General features: G+C 54.9%; 23 protein-coding genes. 16 read left to right on the forward strand and 7 right to left on the reverse strand.

Annotated elements, in window-relative coordinates; genetic code table 11:
- Positions 1–92: 92 nt before the first annotated feature.
- Positions 93–1,544, reverse strand: coding sequence for a sodium:proton antiporter NhaD (gene nhaD / locus U740_RS06575; protein ID WP_051921260.1), 1,452 nt, complete (start codon positions 1,542–1,544; stop codon positions 93–95).
- 446 nt (positions 1,545–1,990) lie between these two features.
- On the opposite strand from nhaD, the gene U740_RS06580 reads away from it, so the two are divergent.
- From U740_RS06580 to U740_RS06620, 9 genes are all read left to right on the forward strand, one after another.
- The gene (locus U740_RS06580; protein WP_036859848.1) at positions 1,991–3,577 is read left to right on the forward strand and encodes a peptide chain release factor 3; all 1,587 of its coding nucleotides are present in this window, start codon (positions 1,991–1,993) and stop codon (positions 3,575–3,577) included.
- A 120-nt stretch (positions 3,578–3,697) separates the two neighbouring features.
- Positions 3,698–4,192: a hypothetical protein gene (locus U740_RS06585; RefSeq protein ID WP_036859850.1), complete on the forward strand. Its 495-nt coding sequence runs from the start codon at positions 3,698–3,700 to the stop codon at positions 4,190–4,192.
- A 75-nt stretch (positions 4,193–4,267) separates the two neighbouring features.
- On the forward strand, positions 4,268–5,017 hold the full coding sequence (locus tag U740_RS06590; RefSeq protein WP_036859851.1) for a TSUP family transporter: 750 nt from the start codon (positions 4,268–4,270) through the stop codon (positions 5,015–5,017).
- A complete protein-coding gene (locus U740_RS06595) occupies positions 5,014–5,343 on the forward strand; it encodes a hypothetical protein (RefSeq protein WP_036859853.1) in 330 nt (109 codons plus the stop codon). The genes U740_RS06590 and U740_RS06595 overlap by 4 nt, the downstream gene beginning before the upstream one ends.
- Positions 5,343–6,449 (forward strand): AI-2E family transporter, encoded by a 1,107-nt coding sequence (locus U740_RS06600; protein WP_036859854.1) that lies wholly within the window; start codon positions 5,343–5,345, stop codon positions 6,447–6,449. Before U740_RS06595 ends, U740_RS06600 begins: the two co-directional genes overlap by 1 nt.
- A 49-nt stretch (positions 6,450–6,498) precedes the next feature.
- Complete coding sequence (locus tag U740_RS06605) at positions 6,499–7,161, forward strand: class I SAM-dependent methyltransferase (RefSeq protein WP_036859855.1); 663 nt, start codon at positions 6,499–6,501, stop codon at positions 7,159–7,161.
- Positions 7,162–7,235: 74 nt separating this feature from the next.
- Positions 7,236–8,417, forward strand: a complete 1,182-nt coding sequence (purT, locus tag U740_RS06610) for a formate-dependent phosphoribosylglycinamide formyltransferase (protein ID WP_036859856.1) — start codon at positions 7,236–7,238, stop codon at positions 8,415–8,417.
- A 94-nt stretch (positions 8,418–8,511) separates the two neighbouring features.
- Entirely contained in the window at positions 8,512–10,413 is a 1,902-nt protein-coding gene (locus U740_RS06615) for an SLC13 family permease (RefSeq protein WP_200877059.1), read from the forward strand.
- 18 nt (positions 10,414–10,431) lie between these two features.
- Entirely contained in the window at positions 10,432–10,788 is a 357-nt protein-coding gene (locus U740_RS06620) for a DUF1622 domain-containing protein (protein WP_036859858.1), read from the forward strand.
- A 61-nt stretch (positions 10,789–10,849) separates the two neighbouring features.
- Here the strand turns inward: U740_RS06620 and U740_RS06625 are convergent, their stop codons facing one another.
- Positions 10,850–12,322, reverse strand: a complete 1,473-nt coding sequence (locus U740_RS06625) for a protein adenylyltransferase SelO (protein ID WP_036859859.1) — start codon at positions 12,320–12,322, stop codon at positions 10,850–10,852.
- A gap of 216 nt (positions 12,323–12,538) precedes the next feature.
- On the opposite strand from U740_RS06625, the gene U740_RS06630 reads away from it, so the two are divergent.
- The 6 genes from U740_RS06630 to U740_RS06655 all read left to right on the forward strand — a co-directional run bounded on the left by U740_RS06630 (position 12,539) and on the right by U740_RS06655 (position 19,948).
- A complete protein-coding gene (locus U740_RS06630) occupies positions 12,539–13,201 on the forward strand; it encodes a cyclic nucleotide-binding domain-containing protein (protein ID WP_081890867.1) in 663 nt (220 codons plus the stop codon).
- Between the two features lie 106 nt (positions 13,202–13,307).
- Positions 13,308–14,399, forward strand: coding sequence for an efflux RND transporter periplasmic adaptor subunit (locus U740_RS06635; RefSeq protein ID WP_051921261.1), 1,092 nt, complete (start codon positions 13,308–13,310; stop codon positions 14,397–14,399).
- Positions 14,396–17,545, forward strand: a complete 3,150-nt coding sequence (locus U740_RS06640) for an efflux RND transporter permease subunit (protein WP_036859861.1) — start codon at positions 14,396–14,398, stop codon at positions 17,543–17,545. The genes U740_RS06635 and U740_RS06640 overlap by 4 nt, the downstream gene beginning before the upstream one ends.
- Before the next feature lie 14 nt (positions 17,546–17,559).
- On the forward strand, positions 17,560–17,901 hold the full coding sequence (locus tag U740_RS06645; RefSeq protein ID WP_152556799.1) for a hypothetical protein: 342 nt from the start codon (positions 17,560–17,562) through the stop codon (positions 17,899–17,901).
- 3 nt (positions 17,902–17,904) lie between these two features.
- A complete protein-coding gene (locus U740_RS06650; protein ID WP_235189827.1) occupies positions 17,905–18,516 on the forward strand; it encodes a uracil-DNA glycosylase family protein in 612 nt (203 codons plus the stop codon).
- Positions 18,517–18,583: 67 nt separating this feature from the next.
- On the forward strand, positions 18,584–19,948 hold the full coding sequence (locus U740_RS06655; RefSeq protein WP_051921262.1) for a cyclic di-GMP phosphodiesterase: 1,365 nt from the start codon (positions 18,584–18,586) through the stop codon (positions 19,946–19,948).
- A 53-nt stretch (positions 19,949–20,001) separates the two neighbouring features.
- Here the strand turns inward: U740_RS06655 and greB are convergent, their stop codons facing one another.
- The 5 genes from greB to U740_RS06680 are packed head-to-tail and all read right to left on the reverse strand — an operon-like array spanning position 20,002 to position 25,051.
- Positions 20,002–20,535, reverse strand: a complete 534-nt coding sequence (gene greB, locus U740_RS06660; RefSeq protein WP_051921263.1) for a transcription elongation factor GreB — start codon at positions 20,533–20,535, stop codon at positions 20,002–20,004.
- 11 nt (positions 20,536–20,546) lie between these two features.
- Positions 20,547–22,490 carry a S9 family peptidase gene (locus U740_RS06665; protein WP_036859866.1) on the reverse strand — a complete coding sequence of 648 codons (1,944 nt, stop codon included), beginning with the start codon at positions 22,488–22,490 and terminating at the stop codon, positions 20,547–20,549.
- A gap of 3 nt (positions 22,491–22,493) precedes the next feature.
- Positions 22,494–22,817, reverse strand: a complete 324-nt coding sequence (gene yciH / locus U740_RS06670; protein ID WP_036859868.1) for a stress response translation initiation inhibitor YciH — start codon at positions 22,815–22,817, stop codon at positions 22,494–22,496.
- A gap of 30 nt (positions 22,818–22,847) precedes the next feature.
- Positions 22,848–23,846, reverse strand: coding sequence for an NAD(P)H-quinone oxidoreductase (locus U740_RS06675; protein WP_036859869.1), 999 nt, complete (start codon positions 23,844–23,846; stop codon positions 22,848–22,850).
- A complete protein-coding gene (locus U740_RS06680; protein ID WP_036859871.1) occupies positions 23,843–25,051 on the reverse strand; it encodes an APC family permease in 1,209 nt (402 codons plus the stop codon). Before U740_RS06680 ends, U740_RS06675 begins: the two co-directional genes overlap by 4 nt.
- 158 nt (positions 25,052–25,209) lie before the next feature.
- Between U740_RS06680 and U740_RS06685 the strand changes: the two genes are divergently transcribed.
- Positions 25,210–26,067, forward strand: a complete 858-nt coding sequence (locus U740_RS06685; RefSeq protein WP_036859872.1) for an ion transporter — start codon at positions 25,210–25,212, stop codon at positions 26,065–26,067.

Raw genomic sequence — 26,067 nt, forward strand, 5'->3', positions numbered from 1 at the left:
GGGCCGGAGGGTATGGTAGACCCTTCTTCGCGAAAGCCAATCATTCGCCAATTCAGGAAGGCGGTTGTCCACCATAGCCCCCGGCAGGTTTGTCATCCCATCACATGAAAGCTGGCGGCATTCAGCCACATGTGGGTGGCAATGCTGGCAAAGTAGCCGAGCAGAATCACCGGTGCCCATTTCAGGTGGCCCATGAACGTATAGTAGCCTCTGGCCTGACCCATTAACGCCACTCCGGCTGCCGAGCCAATCGACAGAACACTGCCCCCGACGCCCGCGGTGAGCGTGATCAGCAGCCAGTGCCCATGACTCATTTCAGGTTCCATGGTCAGTACGGCAAACATCACTGGAATGTTGTCGATGACGGAGGAAGCTAGCCCGAGAAAGATGTTTGCATAGGTTGCACCCAAATCGGTATACAGGGTTGTGGATAGCATATGCAGGTAACCCATATAGCCGAGTCCACCGACACAGACCACGACGCCATAGAAAAACAGCAGTGTGTCCCACTCTGCACGGGCGACCCGGTTGAATACGTCAAACGGAACGATGCCGCCGAGGCGATTGAGTGCCTCCTCATCGCCTTTCTGCAGGGCTATTGCTCTCTTGCGTTCCAGGGACTTGGGCAGTGTGCGGCGCAGAAAATAACCAAAAAATTGTAGATAGCCCAAGCCGGTCATCATGCCCAGTACCGGCGGCAAATGCAGCAAACTGTGGCAGGCCACGGCGGAGGCTATGGTGAGGAGGAACAAAACGATAATGCGGCGTGCACCGCGCTTCATCTCCACTGCTTCATAGGCGGTCTCGGGTTTGTGCTGTTGCACAAAAAAACTCATGATGATTGCGGGAATCAGATAGTTCACCAAGGATGGGATTAGCAGGGTAAAGAACTCATTGAATTTGACAATGCCCGCCTGCCAGACCATCAGGGTGGTAATGTCCCCAAAGGGGCTAAAAGCTCCGCCGGCGTTGGCGGCAATCACGATATTGATGCAGCACAAATTGATGAAGCGGCCGTGACCCTCGGCGACTTTCATGACCACCGCACACATCAGCAGGGCCGTTGTGAGGTTGTCGGCAATTGGAGAAATGACAAAAGCGAGGCCGCCGGTTATCCAGAACAGTGACCTGTAACTGAAGCCTTTGCGTACCAACCAGGCACGCAGTGCATCAAAGACGCGACGCTCCTCCAGGGCATTGATATAGGTCATCGCAACCAGCAGGAACAGCATCAGTTCACTGAATTCCAGCAGGGTATGACGAAATGCACCCTCGGCCTCATCTGGCATGCCGTTGGCAACATAGCTGATACCGATCAATACCCAGATAATGCCCGCGGCAACCAACACGGGTTTCGACTTGCGCAAATGCAGTTTTTCTTCACCCATCACCAGAATGTAAGCCAGCGTAAACACCACCAGAGCCACCAGGCCGGTTGTTGTGCTGGTTAGGTCGATAGGGCCCGCGGCCGCAAAGGCGGCGGTGGGAAGGAAGAAGAGCAACAGGCTGAATAGCAGTGATTTGACGCAAGCGGTCCGTGTCATGTTCAGGAGTACCTCGGCATGTGTGGCAGTAATGGTTGGGGTCGTGAGGAGCTCTTCCAGGGTACGCCGCTGGCGCGTGCGATCCGGCGGGAAGGTGGGCGACTTTACCAGAAATGATCGATTGATTCATCGTCCGAAGCGGCGTTTTTTTTGCCAGCGGACCGACATCCGGCTTATTGACTGTGGTTGTTTAACAAACTTTTGATGCAGATCAGCCTGGTGCTGGATCTACTGGTAAAAAGTTGATGTCTTTTGTTGGTGTTTTGAGTTGTTCCGTGAATAGCAGGGTGCGAAGTGTTGATGTTGTTGTCTGAAAACCCTGTTATTCCGCTGCTCAATTTATCATCCCATTCGTTTATAGCGGAGGGGCATTCAGATACAATAGGGGGCTTTTTATTGTTTAGAAAACCTTTTAATTAACCGGTCACAGGCAGGAATCAAGCAGTATGGGTGATAGCAGTTTATCCAATGAAATCAATAAGAGGCGCACGTTTGCTATCATATCGCACCCTGATGCCGGCAAAACTACTATCACCGAGAAGCTGCTTTTATTCGGCAACCTGATTCAGGTGGCGGGTACCGTGAAAGGTAAAAAAGGCGATCGCCAGGCGACTTCCGACTGGATGCAGATGGAGAAGGAGCGGGGGATTTCTGTCACTTCATCGGTGATGCAGTTTCCCTATCGGGATGCCATGGTCAATCTGCTGGATACCCCCGGCCACGAAGACTTCTCCGAGGATACCTATCGCACGCTCACGGCGGTGGATTCGGCACTGATGGTGATTGACGGGGCCAAGGGTGTTGAAGCCCGCACCATCAAATTGATGGATGTCTGCCGACTGCGGGACACGCCCATCATTTCTTTTGTCAACAAAATGGACCGCGACATTCGCGACCCTGTCGATTTGCTGGATGAAATTGAAGCGGTCTTGAAAATTACCGGCGCACCGATTAACTGGCCCATTGGTATGGGACCGGATTTCAAGGGGGTGTATAACCTCTATACCGACACGATCCACGTGTTTAGACCGGGGCAGGGGCATACCATTCCGGAGGACATTCAGATTGTCGGAATTGATTCCGATGAAGCCACAGAATTGTTGGGTTATTACGTGGATGATATCCGCGAGCAAATCGAGTTGGTGCGCGGTGCGACTCATCAGTTCGATCTCGATATGTTTCTCGCCGGGCAAATGACGCCGGTGTTCTTCGGTACCGCCCTGTCCAACTTCGGTGTCCGGGAAATGCTGGACCATTTCGTGCAGTGGGCGCCACCGCCGCAACCCCGCGGTGCGGTGGAGCGGGTGGTGGAACCCGATGAGCAGCAGTTCTCTGGCTTCGTGTTCAAAATTCAGGCGAACATGGACCCGAGGCACCGGGATCGCATCGCTTTCATGCGGCTCTGTTCCGGTAAATATACCCAGGGCATGAAGATGCGCCACGTGCGGCTGGGCAAGGAAGTCCGCATTGCCGACGCGGTGGGCTTCAAGGCTGGCGAGCGAATTGCCGTGGAGGAGGCGGTGGCCGGGGATATTATCGGTCTGCACAATCACGGCACCATCCAGATCGGTGATACTTTCACCGCGGGCGAAGATCTTAAATTTACCGGCATCCCCCATTTTGCACCGGAACTGTTCCGGCGTATCCGCCTGCGCGATCCGATGAAGATGAAGCAGCTTCAGAAAGGCCTGCAACAGTTGTCGGAAGAGGGCAGCACCCAGGTATTCTTCCCGATCCAGAGTAACGATATCGTGGTTGGCGCGGTGGGCCAGTTACAGTTCGATGTGGTGACCTACCGTCTCAAGGACGAATACGGGGTGGAAGCGGTCTATGAACCGGTCAATGTATATACGGCGCGCTGGATTGAATCCGACGACAAGAAAAAAATTGACGAGCTGAAGCGCAAGGTGCCGGAGGGCATTGCAGTGGATGGTGGAGGCCATCTCACCTATCTGGCTTCCACCCGGGTCAATCTTTCACTGACCGTCGAGCGCTATCCCGAGATTGACTTCAGGGCAACCCGGGAGCTCTGACAGAGAGGCGTGATTTGGCGTCTTCGAGTGCCCGGGCGTCATTTTTGATCAACCCTTAGTCATTGCCCGCCATCACCGGTTGTAATAGTCTGAGTGCCATCGAACGGATGGGGAAATGCCATGGATAACCGCCGCAAAACGGTCGTCATCAATAGCCGGTTTCAGTACCAGTATGCGCTGCTCGCAGCCGCAGTTGCCGTCCTGTTGGTCAACCTGACCATTATCGCCCATGCCCTGCTTGCCGGCCCCCCGGGCCTGCTGCTCGGGGGTTGGAATATTCTGTTGGTGGCGGCGCTGGAAGTGCTGCTGATCGGCGGTGTCTGGTGGGGCAGTCTGGTGTCGAGTAATCGTATTGCCGGCCCCGTCTTTGTCCTGGTTCGGCAGGCAGAAGCACTGGCAAGCGGCGATTTTACTGCCAGAATTCGTTTGCGTAAGCGGGATGTTTTTCAGCCCGAGGCAGAAGCAATCAACCGGAGCTTTGATATCCTGCAATTGCGCCTGCAAAGACTGAAACACCTGGTCGGTGAGTTGGAAAAACTGCCTGCCGGTGAGTCGGTTGGCCCGGAAAAAATTGCCCAGCTAAAAGCTGAACTCGATCAATTCAAGACAACCTGATGCCATTATCCGCACGAATGCCAGTATCAATAACCCGAGGGCTTGCCGATTCCGATCCGGCAGGTAACTACCGCGTTGCCTGACCCGTCTGTTTTTCTATTGCTGACTGCCATCGCCTTTGCGGCCGGTTTTATTTCCTCCATGGCCGGTGCGGGTGGCATGCTGACTTTGCCGGCCCTGCTCTGGGCAGGGCTGCCGCCCATTGCTGCCCTGGCAACCAACAAGGTTCAGAGTACGCTGGGTACACTCTCCTCGGCCTGGAATTTTTTTCGCAAGGGGCATCTGGAACTGAAACCACTGTTGCCATCCTTTGTGACAGCGCTGCTGGGTGCCTGCCTGGGAACCTGGACAGCACTCAGTGTGGGCAACGAATTGCTGGCACTGTTACTGCCGGTATTGTTGATTGCCATTGGCCTGTATTTCCTGCTGGCACCGAAAATGACCGACGAAAACCGTCAGTCTCGCCTGTCCCCGGCACAGTTTGCCTGTACTGCTGCACCCTTAATGGGGTTCTATGGTGGTTTTTTTGGACCGGGGATGGGGTCAGTTTTCCCGTTTCTACTGGTTTGGCTGCTGGGTTATGGTTTGCGTAAAGCGACGGCTCAGACCAAGGCCATGGTCCTTTCGGTGAACGGTGTGTCGGCCGCGATCTTTATAGTCGGTGGCCATGTGGTCTGGTCCCTGGCGATTGCCATGTCCCTGGCACAGGTGGTTGGCGCGCGGCTGGGTTCCAATCTGGTGATCAGCCGGGGGGCAGCCCTGGTTCAGCCGGTGATTATCACGGTAACTCTGCTGGTGGCGTTCAAGCTGTTGGTGCTACCGTGAGCCTGTTACTAACAACATTGCTGACGTTTGCCGTAGTGCTGGTAGCCCTGTTGGTTTTTGTGCGCTTTGGTACACCTTATTATCTCCTGAAAAAGGAAAATCTGGAAACCCTGCTCACTCTGATGGTGGAGGGGCGAGCCACCGATTCCGATTGGCAGGTATTTCTGGGCGTACCGATCCGACATAATGAGCGTCTCGAAATGATTCGTCAGCAATGTGTCGACATTGATCAGCGCGAGTATGTCGGCGGCACGGGATTTTTGTTGACCAGACAGGGTATTGACGAAGTGAAGCAGTTGCTTGATGAACTCAAGGGAGAGCAATGATGAGTGGAGAATTATCACCCATGGCCAAGGGACTACTGATCGCTGCTGCCTTCGTGGTGGTCGTTGCCGGTCTCAAGGCAGCGGAAACCGTGTTGGTGCCGTTTCTGTTGTCGGTATTCATTGCACTGATTTTTTCGCCGCTGCTGGCCTGGCTCAAAGCGTGCCGGGTGCCCAATGTGGTGGCTATCTGCCTGATCATTGCCCTGGTGGTATTGATTGGCTGGCTGATTGGTATTCTGGTGGGTTCGTCCATCAGTGATTTCCGCAAAAATCTGCCAGCCTACCAGGCGGGACTGCAACAGCTGAGCGGTGGCGTTCTGACCTGGCTGGGGGAGCACGGGGTCAAGCTGGACATGGAACAGATGCGCAACAGCTTCGATCCCGGCAAGATCATGCAGTTGGCTGGCAACACCCTGAGTTCGCTCGGCAATGCCATGACCAATGCCTTTCTGATTCTGCTGACAGTGATTTTTATCCTCGCGGAACAGGTGGGCTTCAGTGAAAAACTGCAGCTGGCCAGAAAGGACAACGGTGCCAGTCGTGACACCATGCAAAAGTTTACCGACAGCGTTAACAGCTATCTGGGTATCAAGTCGCTGTTGAGCCTGCTCACAGGGATACTGGTTATGATCTGGTTGTGGATTCTCGGTCTGGATTACCCGGTGATGTGGGGATTGTTGGCATTTTTGCTCAACTTTGTGCCGAATATCGGCTCCATTATCGCGGCGGTACCACCGGTGCTGCTGGCACTGGTTCAACTGAATCCGCTGTTTGCGGGACTCACTGCCCTCGGCTTTCTCGTGGTGAATGTACTGGTGGGCAATTTTCTCGAGCCGAGAATCATGGGCCGGGGGCTTAATCTGTCGCCCCTGGTGGTATTTCTTTCATTGGTCTTCTGGGGCTGGGTACTCGGCCCGGTGGGTATGTTGCTGTCCATTCCGCTGACCATCATGGTCAAGATTGCCCTGGAAAATGACCCCGATACCTACTGGATGGGCGTGATGCTCGGTTCCGGTGAGGGTGCCCCGGTATTGACGAAAGCGGAAGCGCAGCTATCGAAGGAAACAGATAACAAGGTGACGGATACGGAAGATAAGCAGGACTGAGTATCCCGTTCCGGAAAAACGTTTCTTGCAATAAGGGGAGAGAGCGACGATGTCCAATCAAACCATCAGTCTCACAGACGCACTTCATCAATACCTGCTGGATGCCTCCCTGCGGGAGTCAGATGTGCTGAAGGCACTGCGCGAGGAAACGGCGACACTTTCAACCGCCAACATGCAGATTGCGCCGGAACAGGGACAGTTCATGGCGCTGCTGGTGCATCTCTGCGGTGCCCGAAACATCATTGAAGTGGGGGTCTACACCGGTTACAGCTCCCTGGCAATGGCGTTGGCTTTGCCCGAGAATGGCCGTTTGCTGGCCTGTGATGTCAGTGAAGAATATACCAATATTGCCCAGCGTTACTGGAGCGAGGCCGGTGTGAGCAGCAAAATAGACCTGCATCTGGCCCCGGCAATCGAGACCCTGCAAACCCTGCGCAAGGACGGTGCCGCCGGGCGTTTTGACATGGCGTTTATCGATGCCGATAAAGCGGGTTATGACGCCTATTACGAACACTGCCTGGCGCTGCTGCGCCAGGGCGGCCTGATTGCCGTGGACAATGTGCTGTGGGGCGGCTCGGTGATCGATCCCGACAAACAGGATGAGGATACTCTGGCCATTCGCGCCTTTAACCAGAAACTGCTCACCGATCAGCGGGTGGACATCAGCCTGGTACCGATTGGCGACGGACTGACATTGGCGAGAAAAAGATAACGTCCGGCGGATTTGATTGTGCAGCTTCTCGATCTGTCTCAGAGGATCGGCAGGCTCGCCGACAGGAGTGAAGCATGACAACCATTGGTACACCGCTCGCACCCCATGCCACTCGGGTGATGTTTCTCGGCAGTGGTGAGCTCGGCAAAGAGGTGGCGATAGAGTTGATGCGCTACGGTTGCGAGGTGATTGCCGTGGATCGCTATGCCAATGCGCCGGCCATGCAGGTGGCCCATCGCAGTCATGTGATCAATATGCTGGATGGCGAGGCGTTGCGCTGGTTGGTGGAGAATGAAAAGCCGCACCTGATTGTGCCGGAAATTGAGGCGATAGCCACTGCCGAGCTGGTCGCGCTCGAACAGGAGGGTTGGCTGGTGGTGCCCTCGGCGAGGGCGGTTCATCTGACCATGAACCGCGAGGGCATCCGCCGACTTGCCGCCGAGGAACTGAGACTGGCTACCTCGCCTTACCGTTTTGCTGAAACCAGGGCTGAATATGATGCGGCTATCAGGACGGTCGGCCTGCCCTGTGTGGTGAAACCGATTATGTCTTCTTCGGGCAAAGGCCAGAGTACTGTCAAAACCGAAGAGCAGATTGATGCCGCCTGGGAGTACGCCCAATCCGGTGGTCGCAGCGGTCAGGGTAAGGTGATTGTCGAGGGGTTCGTGGAGTTTGATGAGGAAATCACCCTGCTTACGGTGCGTCATCGGGATGGCACCAGTTTCTGCGCGCCCATCGGCCATCGTCAGGAAAAAGGTGATTATCGCGAGTCCTGGCAGCCCCAGTTTATGGATGCCACTGTTCTCGAGGAAGCGCAACGGGTTGCCGCCGTCGTTACCGGTGCGCTGGGTGGTTATGGCCTGTTTGGTGTCGAGCTGTTTATCAAAGGCGATACCGTCTATTTCAGTGAGGTGTCGCCCCGGCCCCACGATACCGGTCTGGTGACGTTGATGTCGCAGAATCTGTCCGAATTTGCCCTGCACGCCCGGGCCATTCTCGGCTTGCCGATTCCAGTGATCCGACAGCTTGGGCCCTGCGCTTCAGCCGTGCTGTTGGTAGCTGGCGAATCCAGTGACATGCGCTACGGCAATTTGTCTGCGGCGCTAGCCGAGCCGGACACGGAATTGCGTCTGTTCGGTAAACCGACGGTGCAGGGTGAACGCCGCCTCGGGGTTGCGCTGGCCCGTGGAGGCAGCACTGCGGTGGCTGTTGCCAAGGCGCTACGGGTGATTGAGCAGATCGAGGTAACCCTGTAGTGAATATTGTACAGGTCAGCGGTTGGGCTTGCCTCTGGCAAACCCGGTTTGTTGTGTTTATTCAGCCCATCAAATGTTGATCTGGAGTATCCCTGTGAGTGGTGTAAACAGTGATCAATTAATTGTCTTTGCGGTGCTGGCCGCTACTTTGGGTATGTTCGTCTGGAATCGCTGGCGCTACGATATCGTGGCACTGATGGCCCTGTTGGTCGTGGCGCTGGTGGGCATTGTACCGCCGGATCAGGTTTTTATGGGGCTTGGTCACCCCGCAGTGATTACGGTGGCGGCTGTGCTGGTGTTGAGTCGCGGGCTGCTCAATGCCGGGGTGGTGGACACCCTCTCAAAGCACCTGATGCGGGCGGGCAATGCACCCTGGATTCAGGTGGCGGTGCTGACCGGTATCGTGGCCATCTGCTCCGGCTTTATGAACAATGTCGGTGCGCTGGCGCTGTTTATGCCAGTGGCGGTGTGGATGTCCCGCCAGAGCGGTTTTTCACCGTCGCTGCTGCTGATGCCCCTGGCGTTTGGTTCTCTGCTCGGGGGCATGCTGACCATGATCGGCACCCCACCCAATATTATCATTGCGTCCTATCGGGCAGAGGCCAGTGGCACACCTTTTGGCATGTTTGATTTCATGCCGGTGGGGGCGCTGGTGACACTGATAGGGGTGGCCTTTATCGCGCTGGTCGGCTGGCGATTAACGCCCCGGCGTGAAGATCAGGATGACTCGGAGTCGCTGTTTGAAATCAGCGCCTATCTGACGGAACTGCGGATTCCGGAAGGCTGCAAATACGCGGGACAAACCCTTCACGACCTGTTGTCCGTCGTGCAGGACGATTCCGATGTGATGGTGGTGGGCCTCTACCGTGGCGAGCAGCGTCAGGAAATGCCGTCCATCTACAAGGTATTGCGGGAGCAGGATATTCTGCTGGTGGAGGCGGACTCGGACAGCCTCAAGTCACTGATTGACGAGACCGGCCTCGAATTGGCAGAGGGGAGCAGCAAAGAAGAGAATCTGGCAAATTCATCCAAAAATGAAGATGATGAATTGCAGGTTTCTGTAGAACATGCGCAGGTCGGCAGGAACAGCGATGCCCCTGCCGAAGAAAAGACCGATGAGAAACCAAAGACCAAACCGGGCAAGCTGACGCTGGTGGAGGCCATTGTTACGCCTGGTTCGGTATTGGTGGGAACAACTGCCACCGGTGTCGATTTGCGCAAGCGTTTCAGCGTGAATGTGCTCGCTGTGGCCCGGCAGGGCCATCGGCTGCGACAACGGATTGGCAAAATCCGCTTTGTGGCGGGTGATATTTTGTTGCTCCAGGCCCACGAGGAAAACCTGTCGGCATCGCTTGCCAGTCTGGGTTGTCTGCCGCTGGCCTCCCGGGGGCTGGAGATGGCCCGGCCGCGCAAGGTATTTCTGGCCATTGCAATTTTTGCCCTGTCGTTGGTGGTGATAGCCCTGAATCTGGTATCTGCCGCCACTGCGCTGGTGGGTGGTGCATTGGTGATGGTGCTGGTGAATCTGGTGCCGCCGGGTGAAATCTACAAAAGTATCGATATGCCGGTGATTGTGTTGCTGGCAGCCATGCTGCCGGTTGGTAATGCACTGGAAACGACCGGTGGCTCCCAATTGATTGCCGACGGACTATTGAATATTGCCGGCGCTGTGCCGCCGATGGCGACCCTGGCGATACTGATGACAGCGGTCATGCTGCTGTCCAATGTGGTCAACAATGCCGCCGCTGCGATTCTGGCTGCACCAGTAGCGATCAACCTTGCTCAGGGTATGCAGGTCTCGGCGGATCCCTTGCTGATGGCAGTGGCGATTGGTGCCTCCAGTGCCTTCCTGACACCTATCGGACATCAATCCAATACCCTGGTGATGGAGCCGGGTGGTTACCAGTTCAGTGACTATTGGCGAATGGGTCTGCCCTTATCCATACTGATTGTTGCCTGTGCCACGCCCATGATCCTCTGGGTCTGGCCACTGTAAAACAAGGACAGGAATATCATGGCGCTTACCGAGATTATTTCCCTGGCGGGATACGCCATCGAAGCTGCCGGTGTGTTAGTGGTGATGATCGGCTCTGTTCTCTCCACTATCAATTTCCTGCGGGGTTATCGACATCAGTCGGAGGGCATTGCTTACCGGGTGTATCGCAGGCAGCTGGGACGCTCGATAATCCTGGGGCTGGAGTTCCTGATTGCCGGGGACATTATCCGCACAGTGATTGTAGAGACGTCGCTGGAGAATGTCGCCGTACTTGGCCTGATTATTCTGATCCGAACCTTCCTCAGTCTGACCCTGCACCTTGAAATAGAGGGTCGGTGGCCCTGGCAGCCGGAGGACAAGGGGTCGGCAAAATAGGTCGATTAAACAAAATCTTGTTGAGTCATTGAGCGTTCGGATGGTTGGTTAAAAAAACCTGTCAGGAGGAACAGCTCACGCTCAGCTGTTGGCTCCAGGCCGGCGGGTGCCTGGCGTATTCCTCGCAGTCAGGGTGTTCATCAAAAGGCGTTTGTAGCAGCTTGAGCAATCGGTCAATTTCACGATAATCCCCATCATCTTCAGCCTTGCGAATGGCGATTTCTGCCATGTAGTTGCGCAGAACATACTTTGGATTGGTTTTCAACATGGCCTGACGGCGTTCCGCTGCTGAGTGCTGCTCAGATTCCCGGAGGAGTCGCTGGCGATAGCGTTTTGCCCAGCCATCAAAAGCTGCCGGATCCAGAAACAGGTCACGGAGCGGGTCATTGGCCCTTTTTTCCTGAAAGGCGCAGAGCTTGCGAAAGAAGATAGTGTAGTCAACATTGTTGGCGGTCATGGCCGTCAGCAGATCGTCGATGAGTGACTGATCGTCCTTCTCTGCCGTGACCAGACCGAGCTTCTGCCGGTGCAGTTGAAGCAGGTTGTCAAAAAACAGCGGCTCGTACTCCTCCAGTACCTCGGTCAACGCTTCCACGCTGAGCAGGCTGGTCAGTGCATTGGCCAGGGCATTGCAGTTCCACAGGCCGATAATGGGCTGGCGTTTGAAGGCATAGCGCCCCCCATGATCGGAATGATTGCAGATAAACTCCGGGTTGTAGCCGTCGAGAAAGCCGAACGGGCCGTAATCGAGAGTGTCGCCAATAATCGACATATTGTCGGTGTTCATCACGCCGTGGGCAAAGCCCACTGCCTGCCACTGGGCAATCAGCCGTGCCGTACTGTGAACAGCATGCCGGAACATACCCAGATAGCAGTCATTACAGCCAGCCAGTTCAGGCAGATGTTGTTCGATCACATGGTCAGCCAGGATCTGAACTTGTTCGGTTTCACCCCGGTGATGAAAATATTCAAAGGAGCCGAAGCGGACATGGCTGCGGGCCAGTCGAATCAGCATGGCGGCCTGCTCGGTGGTTTCCCGGTAGACCGGTTCGTTGCTGGCGGCGATGCTCAGTGCCCGGGTGGTGGCAATGCCCAGCCCGTGCAGGGTTTCACTGCACAGGTATTCACGGATGGAGGAGCGCAGTACGGCGCGACCATCACCGAAGCGGGAGTATGGCGTTTGTCCGGCCCCCTTGAGGTGGACGTCCCATTTGCCCCGTGGTCCATCCACTTCACCCAGTAACAGTCCGCGCCCGTCGCCCAATCGGGGTACGTAGGAACCGAACTGGTGACCGCTGTAGACCATCGCCCGGGGGGCACTGCCCGGCAGGGTGATATTGCCGCTACACCACCGCAAAAACCAGTCCTGTTGCAATTCTGCCGTATCGATACCCAGCAGTTCGGCAGCATCCTCGTTGACGCTGACCAGCCAGGGGTTTTCAATGCCACTGGGTGTAACCGGGGTGGAGAAGTCCCCACCCAATGCGGCAAAACTGTTCTTGAAGTGCAGTGTACTGATAATCTGTTCGTCCATTGCAGGTTAATAAAGTGTCTTGGCAAAAAGTGACGGGGCAGGTTTTGAGGCCGCTGCTTTACGGTGTTTTCGTTGCCGGTTTGTCCCGGTTACTGTAACAGCTGTCTGCCGGTTGTATCACCCCGGTGACCTGTTACTGCGTTAAATACGCTTAAAAACTGGCTATCCGCCGCAAGGGGTATGATAATTTGCCCAGCAAACAGGGGAGCTCTATAGATGCCTATGAACCCGGCATTGCAACTGACAGCAGAAGAGCTGGAAAAAAAGGTCGCTTCACTGCATTTTTTCAAGGAAGTCGGCCGTCACGATCCGGAGCAGCTGCAGATACTGATTCAGCAGTCCCACCTCTATTCGGTAGCACCTGGCGAGACGTTCCTCAAGGCCGGTGAGCAGGGCAGCTGGATGTACTTCCTGATGCGGGGAAAATTGCTGGTGTGCGATCCGCTTGATCACAGCAAAGTGATCGGGGTTTTGATTCCGGGGGATGTGTTTGGCGAAATTGCCGTGATTACCGGTCATAAAAGAACACAGGATATCGTTGCTCCGGGCCTGATTCGTGAAGCCGTTGTGTTCGCAACGGACTTTGCCTGCCTGCATGCCAAGCCTGAGCACAATCCGTTGACGCTGCCGACGAAACTGATTGTCTATCGGCAGATTGTACATATCCTCCGCTGGCGTATAGAGCTCTATCGCTCACGGTTTCCCGATCACCCGATGGTACGGGTACCGTTTAACCTTATCCACCGTTCTCCCGCTGGTGATACAGAAGAGGAATTGCAGGAGCAGCGAGACTACGCCCTGTTTCTGGCTGACCGCCTTCAGCAGCTCAATACAAAACTCGGGCCGATCAACAATGATGTTGGAGATGTCTTGAGTTGAAGCTCCCCGTGATTCGCGTTTCATCCTTTTACTCGCTCGGCTACCATGGCTGTTGCGGTGCAGAATGGTCTGCATGCGATTTGTGCTGCTCTGTGGGAGAACATAATTGAATGCCAATGTGAAAATCGCACTGGTGATCCTGGTGTTAATCATCGTCTGGTTTGTCAGTGGATTGGTGACGGGTAATAGCGAGTCCACACCAGCGGACGATCCGGTGGTTACTAGTGAGCTGACCAAGGTCAGGGTTCGCTGGGTAGAGGCAGAGGACTATTCTCGCCAGATTTCCGCTCGGGGCAGAACGGTGCCCAATCGCCATGTGATTCTGCGGGCCGAGGTCAGCGGCAGGGTGGTAGCGGTTCCCGCTGATAAAGGGCAAGTAGTTCATGAAGGGGATACTATCTGTGAGCTCGCCAAGGAAGACCGCGAACAGCGGGTTCTGGAAGCCCAGGCAATGGTCGCTCAGGCGGAAATCGACTATCGCGGTGCCTTGAAGCTGAAAGAAAAGGGCTATCAGTCTGATTCGGCCATTGCCCAGGCCAATGCGCGTCTGGAAAGCGCCAGAGCAGCACTTCGTCTGACGGAAATTCATTTAGCCAATACCCGTATTGCGGCCCCTTTTGCCGGTTTTGTCGACGACCGGCCCGTAGAGGTGGGCGACTACATGGACCGCAACCATATCTGTGCCGAGATAGTGGAAATGAACCCGCTGAAAGTGGTTGCGCGCCTTTCGGAACGCGAAGTCGTTCGTGCGGAGGTCGGTGGTAAGGCCTCGGTCCGGCTGGCTACGGGGCAGTTGGTGACTGGTGAGGTGACCTATCTCAGCCATCTGGCCGAACCGCAAACCCGCACCTATGAAATGGAGATCACCCTGCCGAACCCTTCCTTTCAGCTTCGCGCCGGTGTGGCCAGTCAGGTGATGGTGGCTACTCAAGTATTTCAGGCCCACCGTGTGCCGGCATCTCTGCTGGCCCTGGGTGATGGTGGTGAACTTGGCTTGAAAGTCATTGATCGGGATGATCGGGTGGATTTTGTCCTGATTGATCTGATCGGTGATGACGGTGAGGGCGTGTGGGTTGCCGGGCTACCGGAGCGCACCCGTGTCATTACCGTCGGGCAGGAATATGTCTCTGCGGGTGAACAGGTGGTGGCAGAAGAGGAAGAAGCACATCCTGTTGCAGAGGTTCAGTCTATCCAATGAAGCTTCTCGAGCAGGCTATCAGTCGCGCCAGAGCCACCGTATCCATTCTGCTGTTTGTATTGATTGCCGGCGTGGTCGCCCGTTACCTGATCAGTGTTGACCTGAATCCCGATGTGACCGTGCCGGTGGTGATGGTGACGGTGACGCATCAGGGTATTTCGCCAGAAGACGCCAATCGCTTGCTGGTCAAGCCGATGGAAATCGAATTGAAATCACTGGACGGGGTGGAAGAGCTCACTACCCGTGCCCAGGAAGGCTCGGCTTTTGCAGTTGTGGAATTTGAGATCGATATTGATATCAGTGCCGCACTGGCGGATGTGCGTGAGGCGGTGAACCGGGCCAAGGCGGAATTCCCCAATGATACGGATGAGCCGATCGTCAACGAGCTGTCGGCATCCCCCGAGCCGACCCTGGTGATTGCCTTTTCCGGCGAACAGCTCACCGAGCGCGAGTTGTTTCACATTGTCCGCAATTTGCGGCTGGAGATAGAATCCCTGCCAGAAATTCTGCAGGCGAATCTGTCGGGTGATCGTGAGGAGGTGGTTGAAGTCCTGCTGAAACCCTCTGCACTTGAACACTACAACATCACGGCTGATGAACTGTTGAAAACCGTGGCGGCCAATAACCTGCTGGTTCCGAGTGGTGAGTACGACACGGCCAGCGGTCGTTTTGGGGTCAAGGTGCCGGGTCTTATCGAGGGGAGAGAAGACCTGATGGGTCTGCCGGTGAAGTCCAACTCAGAGGGGGTCGTCACACTGGCAGATGTGGCTGATGTTCGCCGTACCTTTAAGGATCCCACCACCTTTAGTCATATCAATGGTCGGCAGGCCATGGCCATTGAGGTGTTTAAACGCAACCAGGCCAATGCCATCAAGTCTGTCGCCTCGGTCAAGGCTCTGGTAGAAGGTTCTGCCGACACCCTGCCCCGGGGCGTCCAGATCGACTATATTTTTGACGCGTCTGATTTCGCTCTGCAAATGGTCAATGAGTTGCAGGGCAACATTCTCACTGCTGTTGCTCTGGTGATGGTAGTGGTGGTGGCCGCACTGGGTTTGCGCTCCGGGTTGCTGGTGAGTCTCGGTATTCCCTTTTCACTGTTTGGTGCAACGATTGTTGTCTACCTGCTCGGTTACAGTTTTAATTTCATGGTGATTTTCGGACTGTTGCTGGCGCTGGGGATGCTGATTGATGGGGCCATTGTGGTGGTGGAATACGCTGATCAGAAAACCCTCTCGGGTATGTCGCTGCGTGATGCCTATGTGACAGCAGTGCGCCGTATGTTTATGCCGGTGGTTGCTTCGACTGCAACGACGCTGGCCGTTTTTTTACCGCTTATGCTCTGGCCGGGGGTCGTAGGAGAATTCATGTCCTACCTGCCAGTGACGGTTTTTGCGGTGCTCAGTTGGTCTCTGTTGTACGCACTGTTATTTGTGCCGGTACTGGGGGTGCTGTTTGGCCGAAAAAAAGCTCAGCTGGCCCCGACAACCGACGCCCCGATCAGGGGCAAGGCTTATCTTGGTAAGCTTGGCACTGCCTACGGCAAGTTTATTGGCTGGGCTCTGGCGCAGCCAGTATTGACGATAGTTTCGGTGCTGCTGCTGTTGGTGACGATTTTTGTGCTCTACGGCACGTTTGGTCGTGGGGTGGACTTTTTTGTGGAGACCGAAGACCGCTACGGGATTGTGTCTGTGCAGGCACAGGGCAATTTGACCATAGCCGATATGGCGCGATTGTCCCGGGAAGTCGAACTTCGGGTAATGGCGGTACCCCATGTAAAAACCGTGTACGCGGCAAGCCGGGGCAGCAGCATTGGTGGCAACCTTGAGCGAGCCAAAGATCAGATCAGTAATATCCTGGTAGAGTTGGGGCGGGCCAGTGATCGCGACCGCACCAGCCGCGAAGTCTATGCTGATGTTCGTCGTGCTGTGGCTGGTATGGCGGGTATTGATGTGACGGTTAATCCGGTTCAGGGTGGTCCGCCGGTGGGTAAGGACATCCAGTTGCAGCTTTCTTCCTCCAATCGGGGAATTATGCGGGAGGAAGCCCGCCGGATTCGCTATTACCTGGAAAATCAGATGACCGGTTTGCGGGATGTCGAGGACACCCTGCCTTTGCCTGGCATTGAGTGGGAGCTGGTGGTCGATCGCGCCGAAGCAGCTATGTTGGGCGTCGATACCCTGCAGGTGGGCAACATGGTGCAGTTGGTGACCAATGGCATCAAGATTGGTGAATTCCGGCCCGATGATGCGGAAGAGGAGGTGGAAATCCGGGTGCGGTATCCGGCGGCGGACCGCGGTCTGTTTGCTCTGGATGAACTGCGGGTTACAACGCCTTCCGGAGCCGTGCCAGTCAGTACTTTTGTTGAACGCAAACCCCGGCCACGGCTGGACAGCATCCAGCGGATCGACCGGAGTGATGTGTTGTTTGTGAAGGCCAATGCCGAAGATGGCGTGTTGCCGGATGACAAAGTGAAGGAAATCGCCGCCTGGCTGAAAACCGCTGACATTAATCCTGCGGTGAAAATTGCTTTTCGGGGCGCCAACGAGGAGCAGGAAGACTCTATTGCATTTCTCGGTGTGGCCTTTCTGATGGCGCTGTTTTTGATGCTGATCCTGATGGTCATGCAATTCAACAGCTTCTACCAGGCGTTCCTGATTCTGTCGGCCGTGGTGATGTCCACGGCTGGTGTATTATTAGGTTTGCTGGTGATGCAACAACCGCTGAGTGTCTTGATGTCGGGTATCGGCATCGTGGCGCTTGCCGGTATCGTGGTGAACAATAATATTGTGCTGATTGATACCTACAATCATCTGCGCCGGGAGGATAGTCGTCTGAGCGCATTGGATGCTGCTGTCTCGTCCGCGATTACCCGGCTTCGTCCGGTATTGTTGACCACGGTCACAACAGCGGTGGGATTGCTGCCATTGGCCTGTAGTGTCAGTCTGGACTTTATTCACCGACAGATCGAGGTAAACGGCGAACTTGCTTCATGGTGGCAGCAATTGGCCGCCGCGATCGTCAATGGCCTGCTGTTCTCGACGATTTTGACACTGGTGTTCACTCCGGCCATGCTGGTACTGCCCGAGTTTGTGCGTGCGCGTGTTATGCCCCGGCTGTCTGGTGTGCCAACTCAGCAGTCTGATTGATGGTGGTCGGTCCTATGAAAAAACTTTTTTCCCTGTTTTTTTACAGTTGGAGCACGGTGGCTTTTCTGGTCTCTCTGGGGGCTCTTCCCGTCTACCGGGACCTCGTCTGGCTGGGGGTTTTACTGTCATCCGGGGCGCCTCTCCTGAATCGTATTCGCCCCTACGATGACGGCTATTCGATCAACCGAAAATTGCGCCAGCCTCTGGTATCCCTGTTCGTTATGTCGGGGGTGGCCTGGGTATTATTGACTGTTGCCGGGGGTGCATGGCCACTGTGGCTGGTGCTGGGCGTTTTGGGCGGTTTTCTGCTCAATACCTACTGGGCCAGTGTCGACGACCATGATCTTCGGGATTGATCCGTGAGTCATATCGCCGGAGACGATACTGCCTTGATGCTTCGCAATCTGCTGGCCGAGGTGCGGTCCTGTACCCTGTGCAGGGATTTGCCGCTGGGGCCGAGGCCAGTGTTGCGTGCGGAGCCGACGGCTCAGGTTCTGGTGATTGGCCAGGCGCCGGGGACCCGGGTGCATGCCAGTGGTATTCCCTGGGGTGATCCCAGTGGCGACCGGTTGCGCCAGTGGCTCGGGGTCAGCAAAACACAGTTTTACAACGCGGGCTTTTTTGCGATTATGCCGATGGGCTTTTGCTATCCGGGACGGGGAAAATCCGGTGATTTGCCACCCAGAGCAGAATGTGCGCCCACCTGGCACGAGGCGATACTGGCCCGGTTGCCGAGGATATCCCTGACCCTGTTGATCGGCCAATATGCCCAGCACTATTATCTCAAGGAGACACAACACCGGACGCTTACTGCACGGGTCCACCACTGGCGTGATTACTTACCTGATACTATGCCTCTGGTCCATCCATCGCCTCGCAACCGATATTGGTTGGCCAAAAACCCGTGGTTTGAGGCTGAACTGGTACCCCGCTTGAAACAAGAGATTGCAGTGAGACTTCAACATACGTAAAACGCTGTTTGCCGATTGAGCCATTTTTTAGTGGTTTGTTGAGCTACACCGATATCAGGGAATAGACATGAGTAACCAGTTTCTCGATCGATCAAATTTTATTCGTGTGCCGGTGAGCGGGTTGAAACTGGGCATGCTGGTGACTGAGTTGGATCGCCCGTGGCTGGAAACACCGTTTTTGTTACAGGGTTTTGTGATACGTCACCCCTCTGAAATTCGCAAACTGCAGGAATACTGTGATTACGTGTTTGTGGAAAAGGAGGGTCGCCTTTGGGGCGAAAAGAAAGATCCGTTCAGAGCCAGTTTCGGTCGTTCAAAGCGAAGCGCTGCCAGTCCAGGTGGTAATGCTCTGCACAAAAGAGCCCGCGTTGATAATGATAGCGGTTCGCTGATTCAGGCAATGAATACCCGGCCGGAATACCCGGCGCAGAACACGGTGGAGAATGAGCACCCCGTGGCACGCAGAGCCTATGAGGCGGCTCACAGCCAGGTGGAAGATCTGCTGGAGCAGGCCAGGCTCGGCAATGTTCTGGATACGCAGGGTGCCAAGGATGTGGTAGGCAATTGCATTGACAGTATCCTGCGCAATCCCAGTGCGTTGTTATGGATGGTAAAAATCAAGCACATGGATTACTACACCATGGAGCATTGCCTGAATGTCTGTATCCTTGCCATCGCGTTTGGTCGTCATCTCCGGCTACCGGAAAATGAGTTGATTAATCTTGGGGTTGGTGGTCTGTTGCACGATGTGGGCAAGATGCAGATACCGGACAAGATTCTCAATAAGCCAGGCAAGCTGACTGAAGAGGAGTTTGTCATAATGAAGGCTCACCCCGAGGAAGGACGGAAACTGTTAATGAAGTCTCAGGGTAGTCTCAGTTCTGCTATTGATGTAGCCATCAATCACCACGAGCGAATGGATGGCAAGGGCTACCCTCGCGGACTGTTTGCCCACGAGTTGTCCAGTTATGCCCGTATCATTGCCATTGTGGATGCTTTTGATGCCATGACAAGTGAGCGCTGTTATGACAAAGCCAGGTCTACTCTGGAGTCGCTGAAGGAAATTTATCGGCATCGAGGAACTCATTTTGATGAGGCCCTGGCGCTGGAATTTATTCAGCTGATGGGGCCCTACCCACCGGGCACGATTGTGGAATTAGGCAATGGCTATGTCGGCATTGTGCTCTCTTCACAAATCAAAAAACGCCACTTGCCCAACGTCAAGCTGGTACTCGACAATAATAAACAGCCTGTTTTTGAGGAATTTATAGATCTGCTGGATGTGGAGCGCGGTACGGTGCCCCGTGAATGGCTGATTCACCGGGTGTTAAAAGACGGTGAACATGGGGTATTCCTGAAAGATTATCCAGTAAAAACGGCTGAAGCCAGTCACGCTTCGGAAAATCCTGGGTTCCAGGGCGATCGGGATTGATCGCAACAGTTGGCGGATCAGGGAAATATTTCCAGAGGTATGGCCTGTGCCAATCAATCCGCAGCCGGATTTTCCCGGTTGCTGGCGCGGGGTGTGTAACAGATTTCACTGATCAGCCACTGAGCCGTAGTGCCCTTGATGGCCAGAGATATCTCATCATCTAGGCGCTTGCCCAGGAGTTGTCGTCCCAGTGGTGAATCAATGCTGATTTTATGTTGTGCGGGATCGATTTCATCGGCGCCCACCAGTCTGAAGCAATGTTGGTTCCCATGCACATCTTCGAGGGTGACCCAGGCGCCGAAGTAAATCCTGTCACGGTCTTCGGGTTGTCGGTCCACGACGGTGATTTCATCGAGCCGTTTGCTCAGATAGCGTACCCGACGATCAATTTCCCGAAGTCGTTTTTTGCCGTAAATGTAATCACCATTCTCCGAGCGGTCGCCATTTTTGGCGGCCTCATGGACTACGGCCGTGACCACAGGACGCTCGACTTTCCAAAGTTTGTGCAGCTCTTCCCGCAATGCCCGAGCGCCTTCCGGTGTGATATAGGGTGCGCTTCTGGTGACGGGTGGCCGGTATCTGCCCATGGGTTAGCGGTCTATTCCTGAAGGTTGTCTATGGAAATGGCCGGCAGTTTATCCGCGGGGTTAAAGCCGAAAACTTTGCCGTAAAAATACAGCTCTGCCTCAAGTGCCTGGTGGATTGTCTCCGCCTTTCTGAAACCGTGGCCCTCTTCGGCAAAGGGCAGATAGGCCACGGGCAGGTGTTTTTCTTTCAGTGCGTTGACCATGGTCAACGCTTGCTCCGGTGGTACTACCCGGTCGTCCATCCCCTGGAAAAATATCACCGGGCAATGAAACTTCTCCGCGTGGTAAAGCGGGGAGCGGTCACGATAGACCGACTGTTTTTCCGGATAGGGACCCACCAGACGGTTGAGGTAGCGGGACTCGAATTTATGGGTATCGCGAGCCAGTGTTTCGAGGTCGCCAATACCGTACAGGCAGGCTCCCGCCTTGAACATATCCCGGAAACACAGTGCGGCCAGTACCGTATAGCCACCGGCACTGCTGCCCCGGATAGCAATTTTCTGTGGATCGACTTTCTGTTGTTCGATCAGATGGCGGGCACCTGCCGTCACATCTTCCACATCGACGATGCCCCATTGGCCATGGAGTTGTTGGCGGTATTGACGTCCATAGCCAGTGCTGCCCCGGTAGTTCACATCCAGTACGGCAAAGCCCCGGCTGGTCCAGTACTGGATTTTCAGGTTGAGGGCGGAACTGGTTGCCCCGGTTGGACCGCCATGGCAGACGACGATGAGCGGTGGCAGGCTGTTTGCCGGACCATTGAATCCGGGGTTGGCCGGTGGGTAAAAGAATCCGTGGGCGATATTTCCCCCACCGGTTGGAAAGCTGACCGATTGAGGGTTGGACAGATAACCCGATTGAATAGCCGGTGAACAGCTGCTGGCCAATACACGGAGAGTATCCCTCTCGCCGATATCCAATTGTGCCAGTTCTGCTCCCCGGGTGGCGGATGCCCCCACCAGCCATACGCGATTGTCCTCACAATAGAGGTCAGAGATCTGGGTGTAGTCGGTTGAAACCGGTTGCAAGGCCTGGCCGGGCGCCAACATGGCCAGTTGCCAACTCCCCTGCTGTGTATAACTGCAGACCAGTGTCCCGTCGTCGCAGAAACCATAGTTGGACATGCCCAATACCCAGAGAGGGGTGGCAAACTCAGCCTTCATCGGCAACAGGGCCGAGATCTGATCACTGCCGGGGTCCCAGCGGTACAGGTTCCACCAGTTGTTGCGGTCCGAAATAAAACACAGTTGGTTATCCGGTGACCAGCAGGGCTGCACAATCGATTCATGGCCACTACCGGCAAGCAGGCGTGGTGCCCCGGGGTTACCGTCGGTGTCCAGTTCTGCCAGCCAGAGCTGGGTGTTGTCCCAGGGTAAATCCGGATGATCCCAGCTGACCCAGCACAGCTGCTCATTGTGCTTGTCGAGCCGTGGATAAGCGTAAAAGTCCGCGCCTTCACAGAGCCGTTGAATGGCCATTGACTGATCCAGTGGTACCGAAACCAGAAGATTTTCTGGCTCCCCCGGTTGTGTATGGTTTTCTGCCACGCAAATCAGCCGCTGGCGTTTGCGATCCAGACAGAAATCGGCAAACCGGTAGTCACTTTCGGGGGTGAGTGGGCGCGGGATCGCATCGAGTACACTCAGGTCCTGAGCGTAGAGACGCTGATCGTCCTGAAGGCAGAAGTAAAGCGTATCGTCAGCTACCAGATAGGGAGTGCCACCGTATTCGTGTACCTTACTGCGGGCACTGAGGGGTGCCTTCAGGACGTCCCTGACATTACCCTGCGGGTCTTTTTGTACAATGACTGATCGACCGTTTTCCCACGGGCGGGACTCCAGCCAATAAAGATTGCCGCGATCCACACGAGGCCAGGCGTACCCGGGCACAGCGCTGGTGAGCAACGTGGGGACGATGGGAGATGTCCAACTGCCGTATGGTGCGGTTACCGACATCGGTCAGCCCCCGGCAAACTTGACGGCATGGCCCTGGCTGATCAGCGTGTCGCGAATCTTTTCCCGGTGGTCACCCTGAATTTCGATAATGCCGTTTTTGACACAACCCCCGGTACCGCAAAGTTCCTTGAGTTTTTTTGCCAAGGACTTCAGTTCGCTGTCGCTCATTTCGAGACCACTGATCGTGGTTACACCCTTGCCCTTTCGGCCACTGGTTTCACGGCGGATCCGCACAATGCCATCACCGGCAGGTCTGGCCGGGGCAGCATTGCCGGATTTGATGCGCCCGCTCTCCGTGGAATATACAAGACGGGATTCTTTACTCATGATGGCAGGTTTTTCCTGGGTTTAGGACGGTTAGTCCAGTGTGAGTACAATTTTGCCAATATGCTCGCTACTTTCCATCAATTGATGGGCTTTGGCGGCCTGGGCCAGTGGGAAAGTCTCATTGATAACCGGTGCAATGGCACCATTTTCCAGCAATGGCCAGACCTTATCCAGCACAGACCTCGCTATCGCGGCTTTTTCCGATACAGGACGGGCCCGCAGCGTGGAGCCGGTCAGTACCAGTTGTTTCAGCATGACTGGCATTAGGTCCACTTCCACTCTGGAACCCTTGAGGAACGCGATTGACAGGATGCGTGCTCGAAATGCCGCAGCATGGATATTTCTGCCGACATAGTCTCCGCCCACCATATCGAGTATCACGTTTGCACCCACGCCATCCGTGAGCACTTTCACTTCCTCGACAAAATCCTGTTTCCGGTAGTTGATCGCGGCCTCGGCACCGAGTTGCAGGCAATAGGCACATTTTTCGTCACTGCCCGCTGTGGTGAATACGCGATGATTCAGCATATTCGCCAGCTGGATTGCAGTGGTTCCAACACCACTGCTACCGCCATGAACCAGAAGGGTTTCCCCTGGCTGCAGAGTATTTTGCTGGAACAGATTGCTCCAGACCGTAAAGAATGTCTCCGGAATGGCTGCGGCCTGAATCAGGTTGAAGGGCGATGGTATCGGCAGGCAAAGGGTTTCATGGGCAATGGCATACTCGCTGTAACCACCGCCATTGAGGAGTGCACACACCGATTGTCCCACTTGCCAGTTCGCTTCATTCCTGCCGACGGAAACAATTTCCCCGGCGACTTCCAGACCCGGAATATCCGAGGCTCCCTTTGGCGGTGGGTACCGCCCCTGGCGTTGCAGTACATCAGGCCGGTTGACACCGGCAGCCCGCACACGAATCAGCACCTCATTATCACTAGGTATTGGCACAGGACGATGGGTTGCAGTGAGTACCTCTGCCGAACCGGGTTTACCGATTTCAATACATGCCATTTCCCGGGGTAATGTCATGACCAGCTCCAGATTTGAATAACAAGAAAGCCAATACAGAGTAATGTGCCAGTCGCCGGCAAACCCAGCTGTAACGGACCCCGTTGTCGCTCTCGATAATGTAAGGATAACAGGGATAGATTGACGAAGGTAAACACGAGCAGTATCAGGCAGCTGGTGGCTCTGGCGAGGGTGGTGACGGGTAGCCAGATGGCAAAGGCGAGCACCAGGCTGCCAGCCAGCAGTGTTGCGGGGATAGGGGTTCTTGTTGCGGTGCACACTGAACTGAGCAGGGCCGGAGCCAGTTGTCGTTTCGCCATACCGTAAAGTACCCGGGAAACCATGATGATTTGCAAAAGTATGCCATTAACCATGGCGACGACCCCGATTGCTCCCATCAGTTGCAACGGGAGGTCACTGTTTCGTTCGACCAGAAGCACCATTGGTGCGGGCGAGCTGGCCAGACTCTCTAGCGGCACCGTTTGCAGAGCGACGATCGCAATGGTGGCATAGAGAAGTGTTGTCACCGTTACGGCGATGGCAATCCCGAGAGGGAGGTTCGTCTGTGGGTTTTTGACCTCTTCTGCCATATGGACCATATCTTCAAAGCCGATAAATGCGAAAAATGCCAAAAAAGCCCCGCTGGTGATGGCTGTAAATTCTGTCGTGCTGAACTCGGGAATTAGTGATGACCAGTCAATTCCACGTTGTTTGATGTCATCGCCGCTGATGACGATGATCAATAGCAAACCGGCGAGTTCCAGCACGGTTGTCAGGATGGCGATAGTGACAGATTGTTTGACTCCCCAAAGAGCAATAGCGGTGAGAATGATGATCAGTGTTGTCATCATCGACCAATCGGGTAGATGGGAAAAAACGCCCATATAACCGGTAAAGCCCCGGGTGATTGTGGCTGCGGAAATAATGGCCCCCAATACCAGTGCATACCCCACGAGGGCACCCAAGTGTCTGGATCTGAGCGATTCCACGATATACACAGGCTCCCCTGCACTGTGGGGAAACCGTCGGGAGAGTTCCGCGTATGAGGCGGCACTGAAACAGACAACCACCGCTGCCAGAAGGAAAGCCCATGGTGCCATCATGCCGCTTTCGCTGACAACCTTGCCCAGCAGCACGTAAATTCCTGCACCAACAATAGTCCCTATGCCATAAAAACTGATTTCCAGGAGTGAAAGGGAGCGAAGAAGCGGGGTTGGCTGATCCATGAGTCAAGTATAGGCCTTGATGGTGTGGACAGTAGTCTGATGGCCGGGTTTTCAGTGACGTGATTAACTACCCAAACCGGGCTGCAACCTTTAGGATTGGTCAAGCTGTCGGTATGGCGGTCAATCATCAAATAATAAAGGGGCGTCGTTGACACACCATGGACAAACAGCAATTGCGCGAACAACTTTACCGGATCATTTTTGGTACAGACACCAAAGCGGGGCAACGCTTTGATATATTTCTGATCTATGCCATTTTGATCAGTGTGCTGGCTGTCATACTAACCACGGTTGAATCTCTCAGTAGCCGTTACGCACTGTTGTTTTTTTCAGTGGAATGGTTTTTTACAGCGCTGTTTACCGTGGAATACGGCCTGCGTATTTTCTGCTCCCCCAATCGCCGCAAATACCTGTTCAGCTTTTATGGTCTGATCGATCTGGTTTCGATTATCCCCTCCTATCTGGCCCTGTTTTTTACCGGTGCCCATTATTTGCTCATTATCCGCCTGTTGCGGGTATTGCGTGTCTTTCGGGTATTGAGGCTGGTTCGCTATCTATCTGAAGCCGATGTGCTGATGCGTTCCATCAATCAGGCCCGGCGGAAAATTTTTATCTTCTTTTTCTGTGTGTTGGTGTTGAGCACACTATTCGGTTGCCTGATGTACGTCGTGGAAGGCCCCGCAAATGGCTTTACCAGTATTCCCAAGAGTATTTATTGGACCATCGTGACCCTGACCACCGTGGGTTTTGGCGATATCACGCCCCACACGGTATCAGGGCAAATTATTGCCACGCTGGCGATGCTGACCGGTTATTCCATTATTGCCATTCCCACGGGTATTATCACGGCTGAACTGGCCGGTGAAATGCAGCGGGAAAAATCCCTGTATCCCTGCCCCAACTGCGTCAAGGCCGGTCATGATCGGGATGCCAGTTTTTGCAAATGGTGTGGCGCGGGCCTCGCCACCAGTGATTCCAATCCCGATAGTTCACCTTCGACCAGCGGGGGAGGCTAA

It is taken from the genome of Porticoccus hydrocarbonoclasticus MCTG13d (genome assembly GCF_000744735.1).
GTDB lineage: Bacteria > Pseudomonadota > Gammaproteobacteria > Pseudomonadales > Porticoccaceae > Porticoccus > Porticoccus hydrocarbonoclasticus.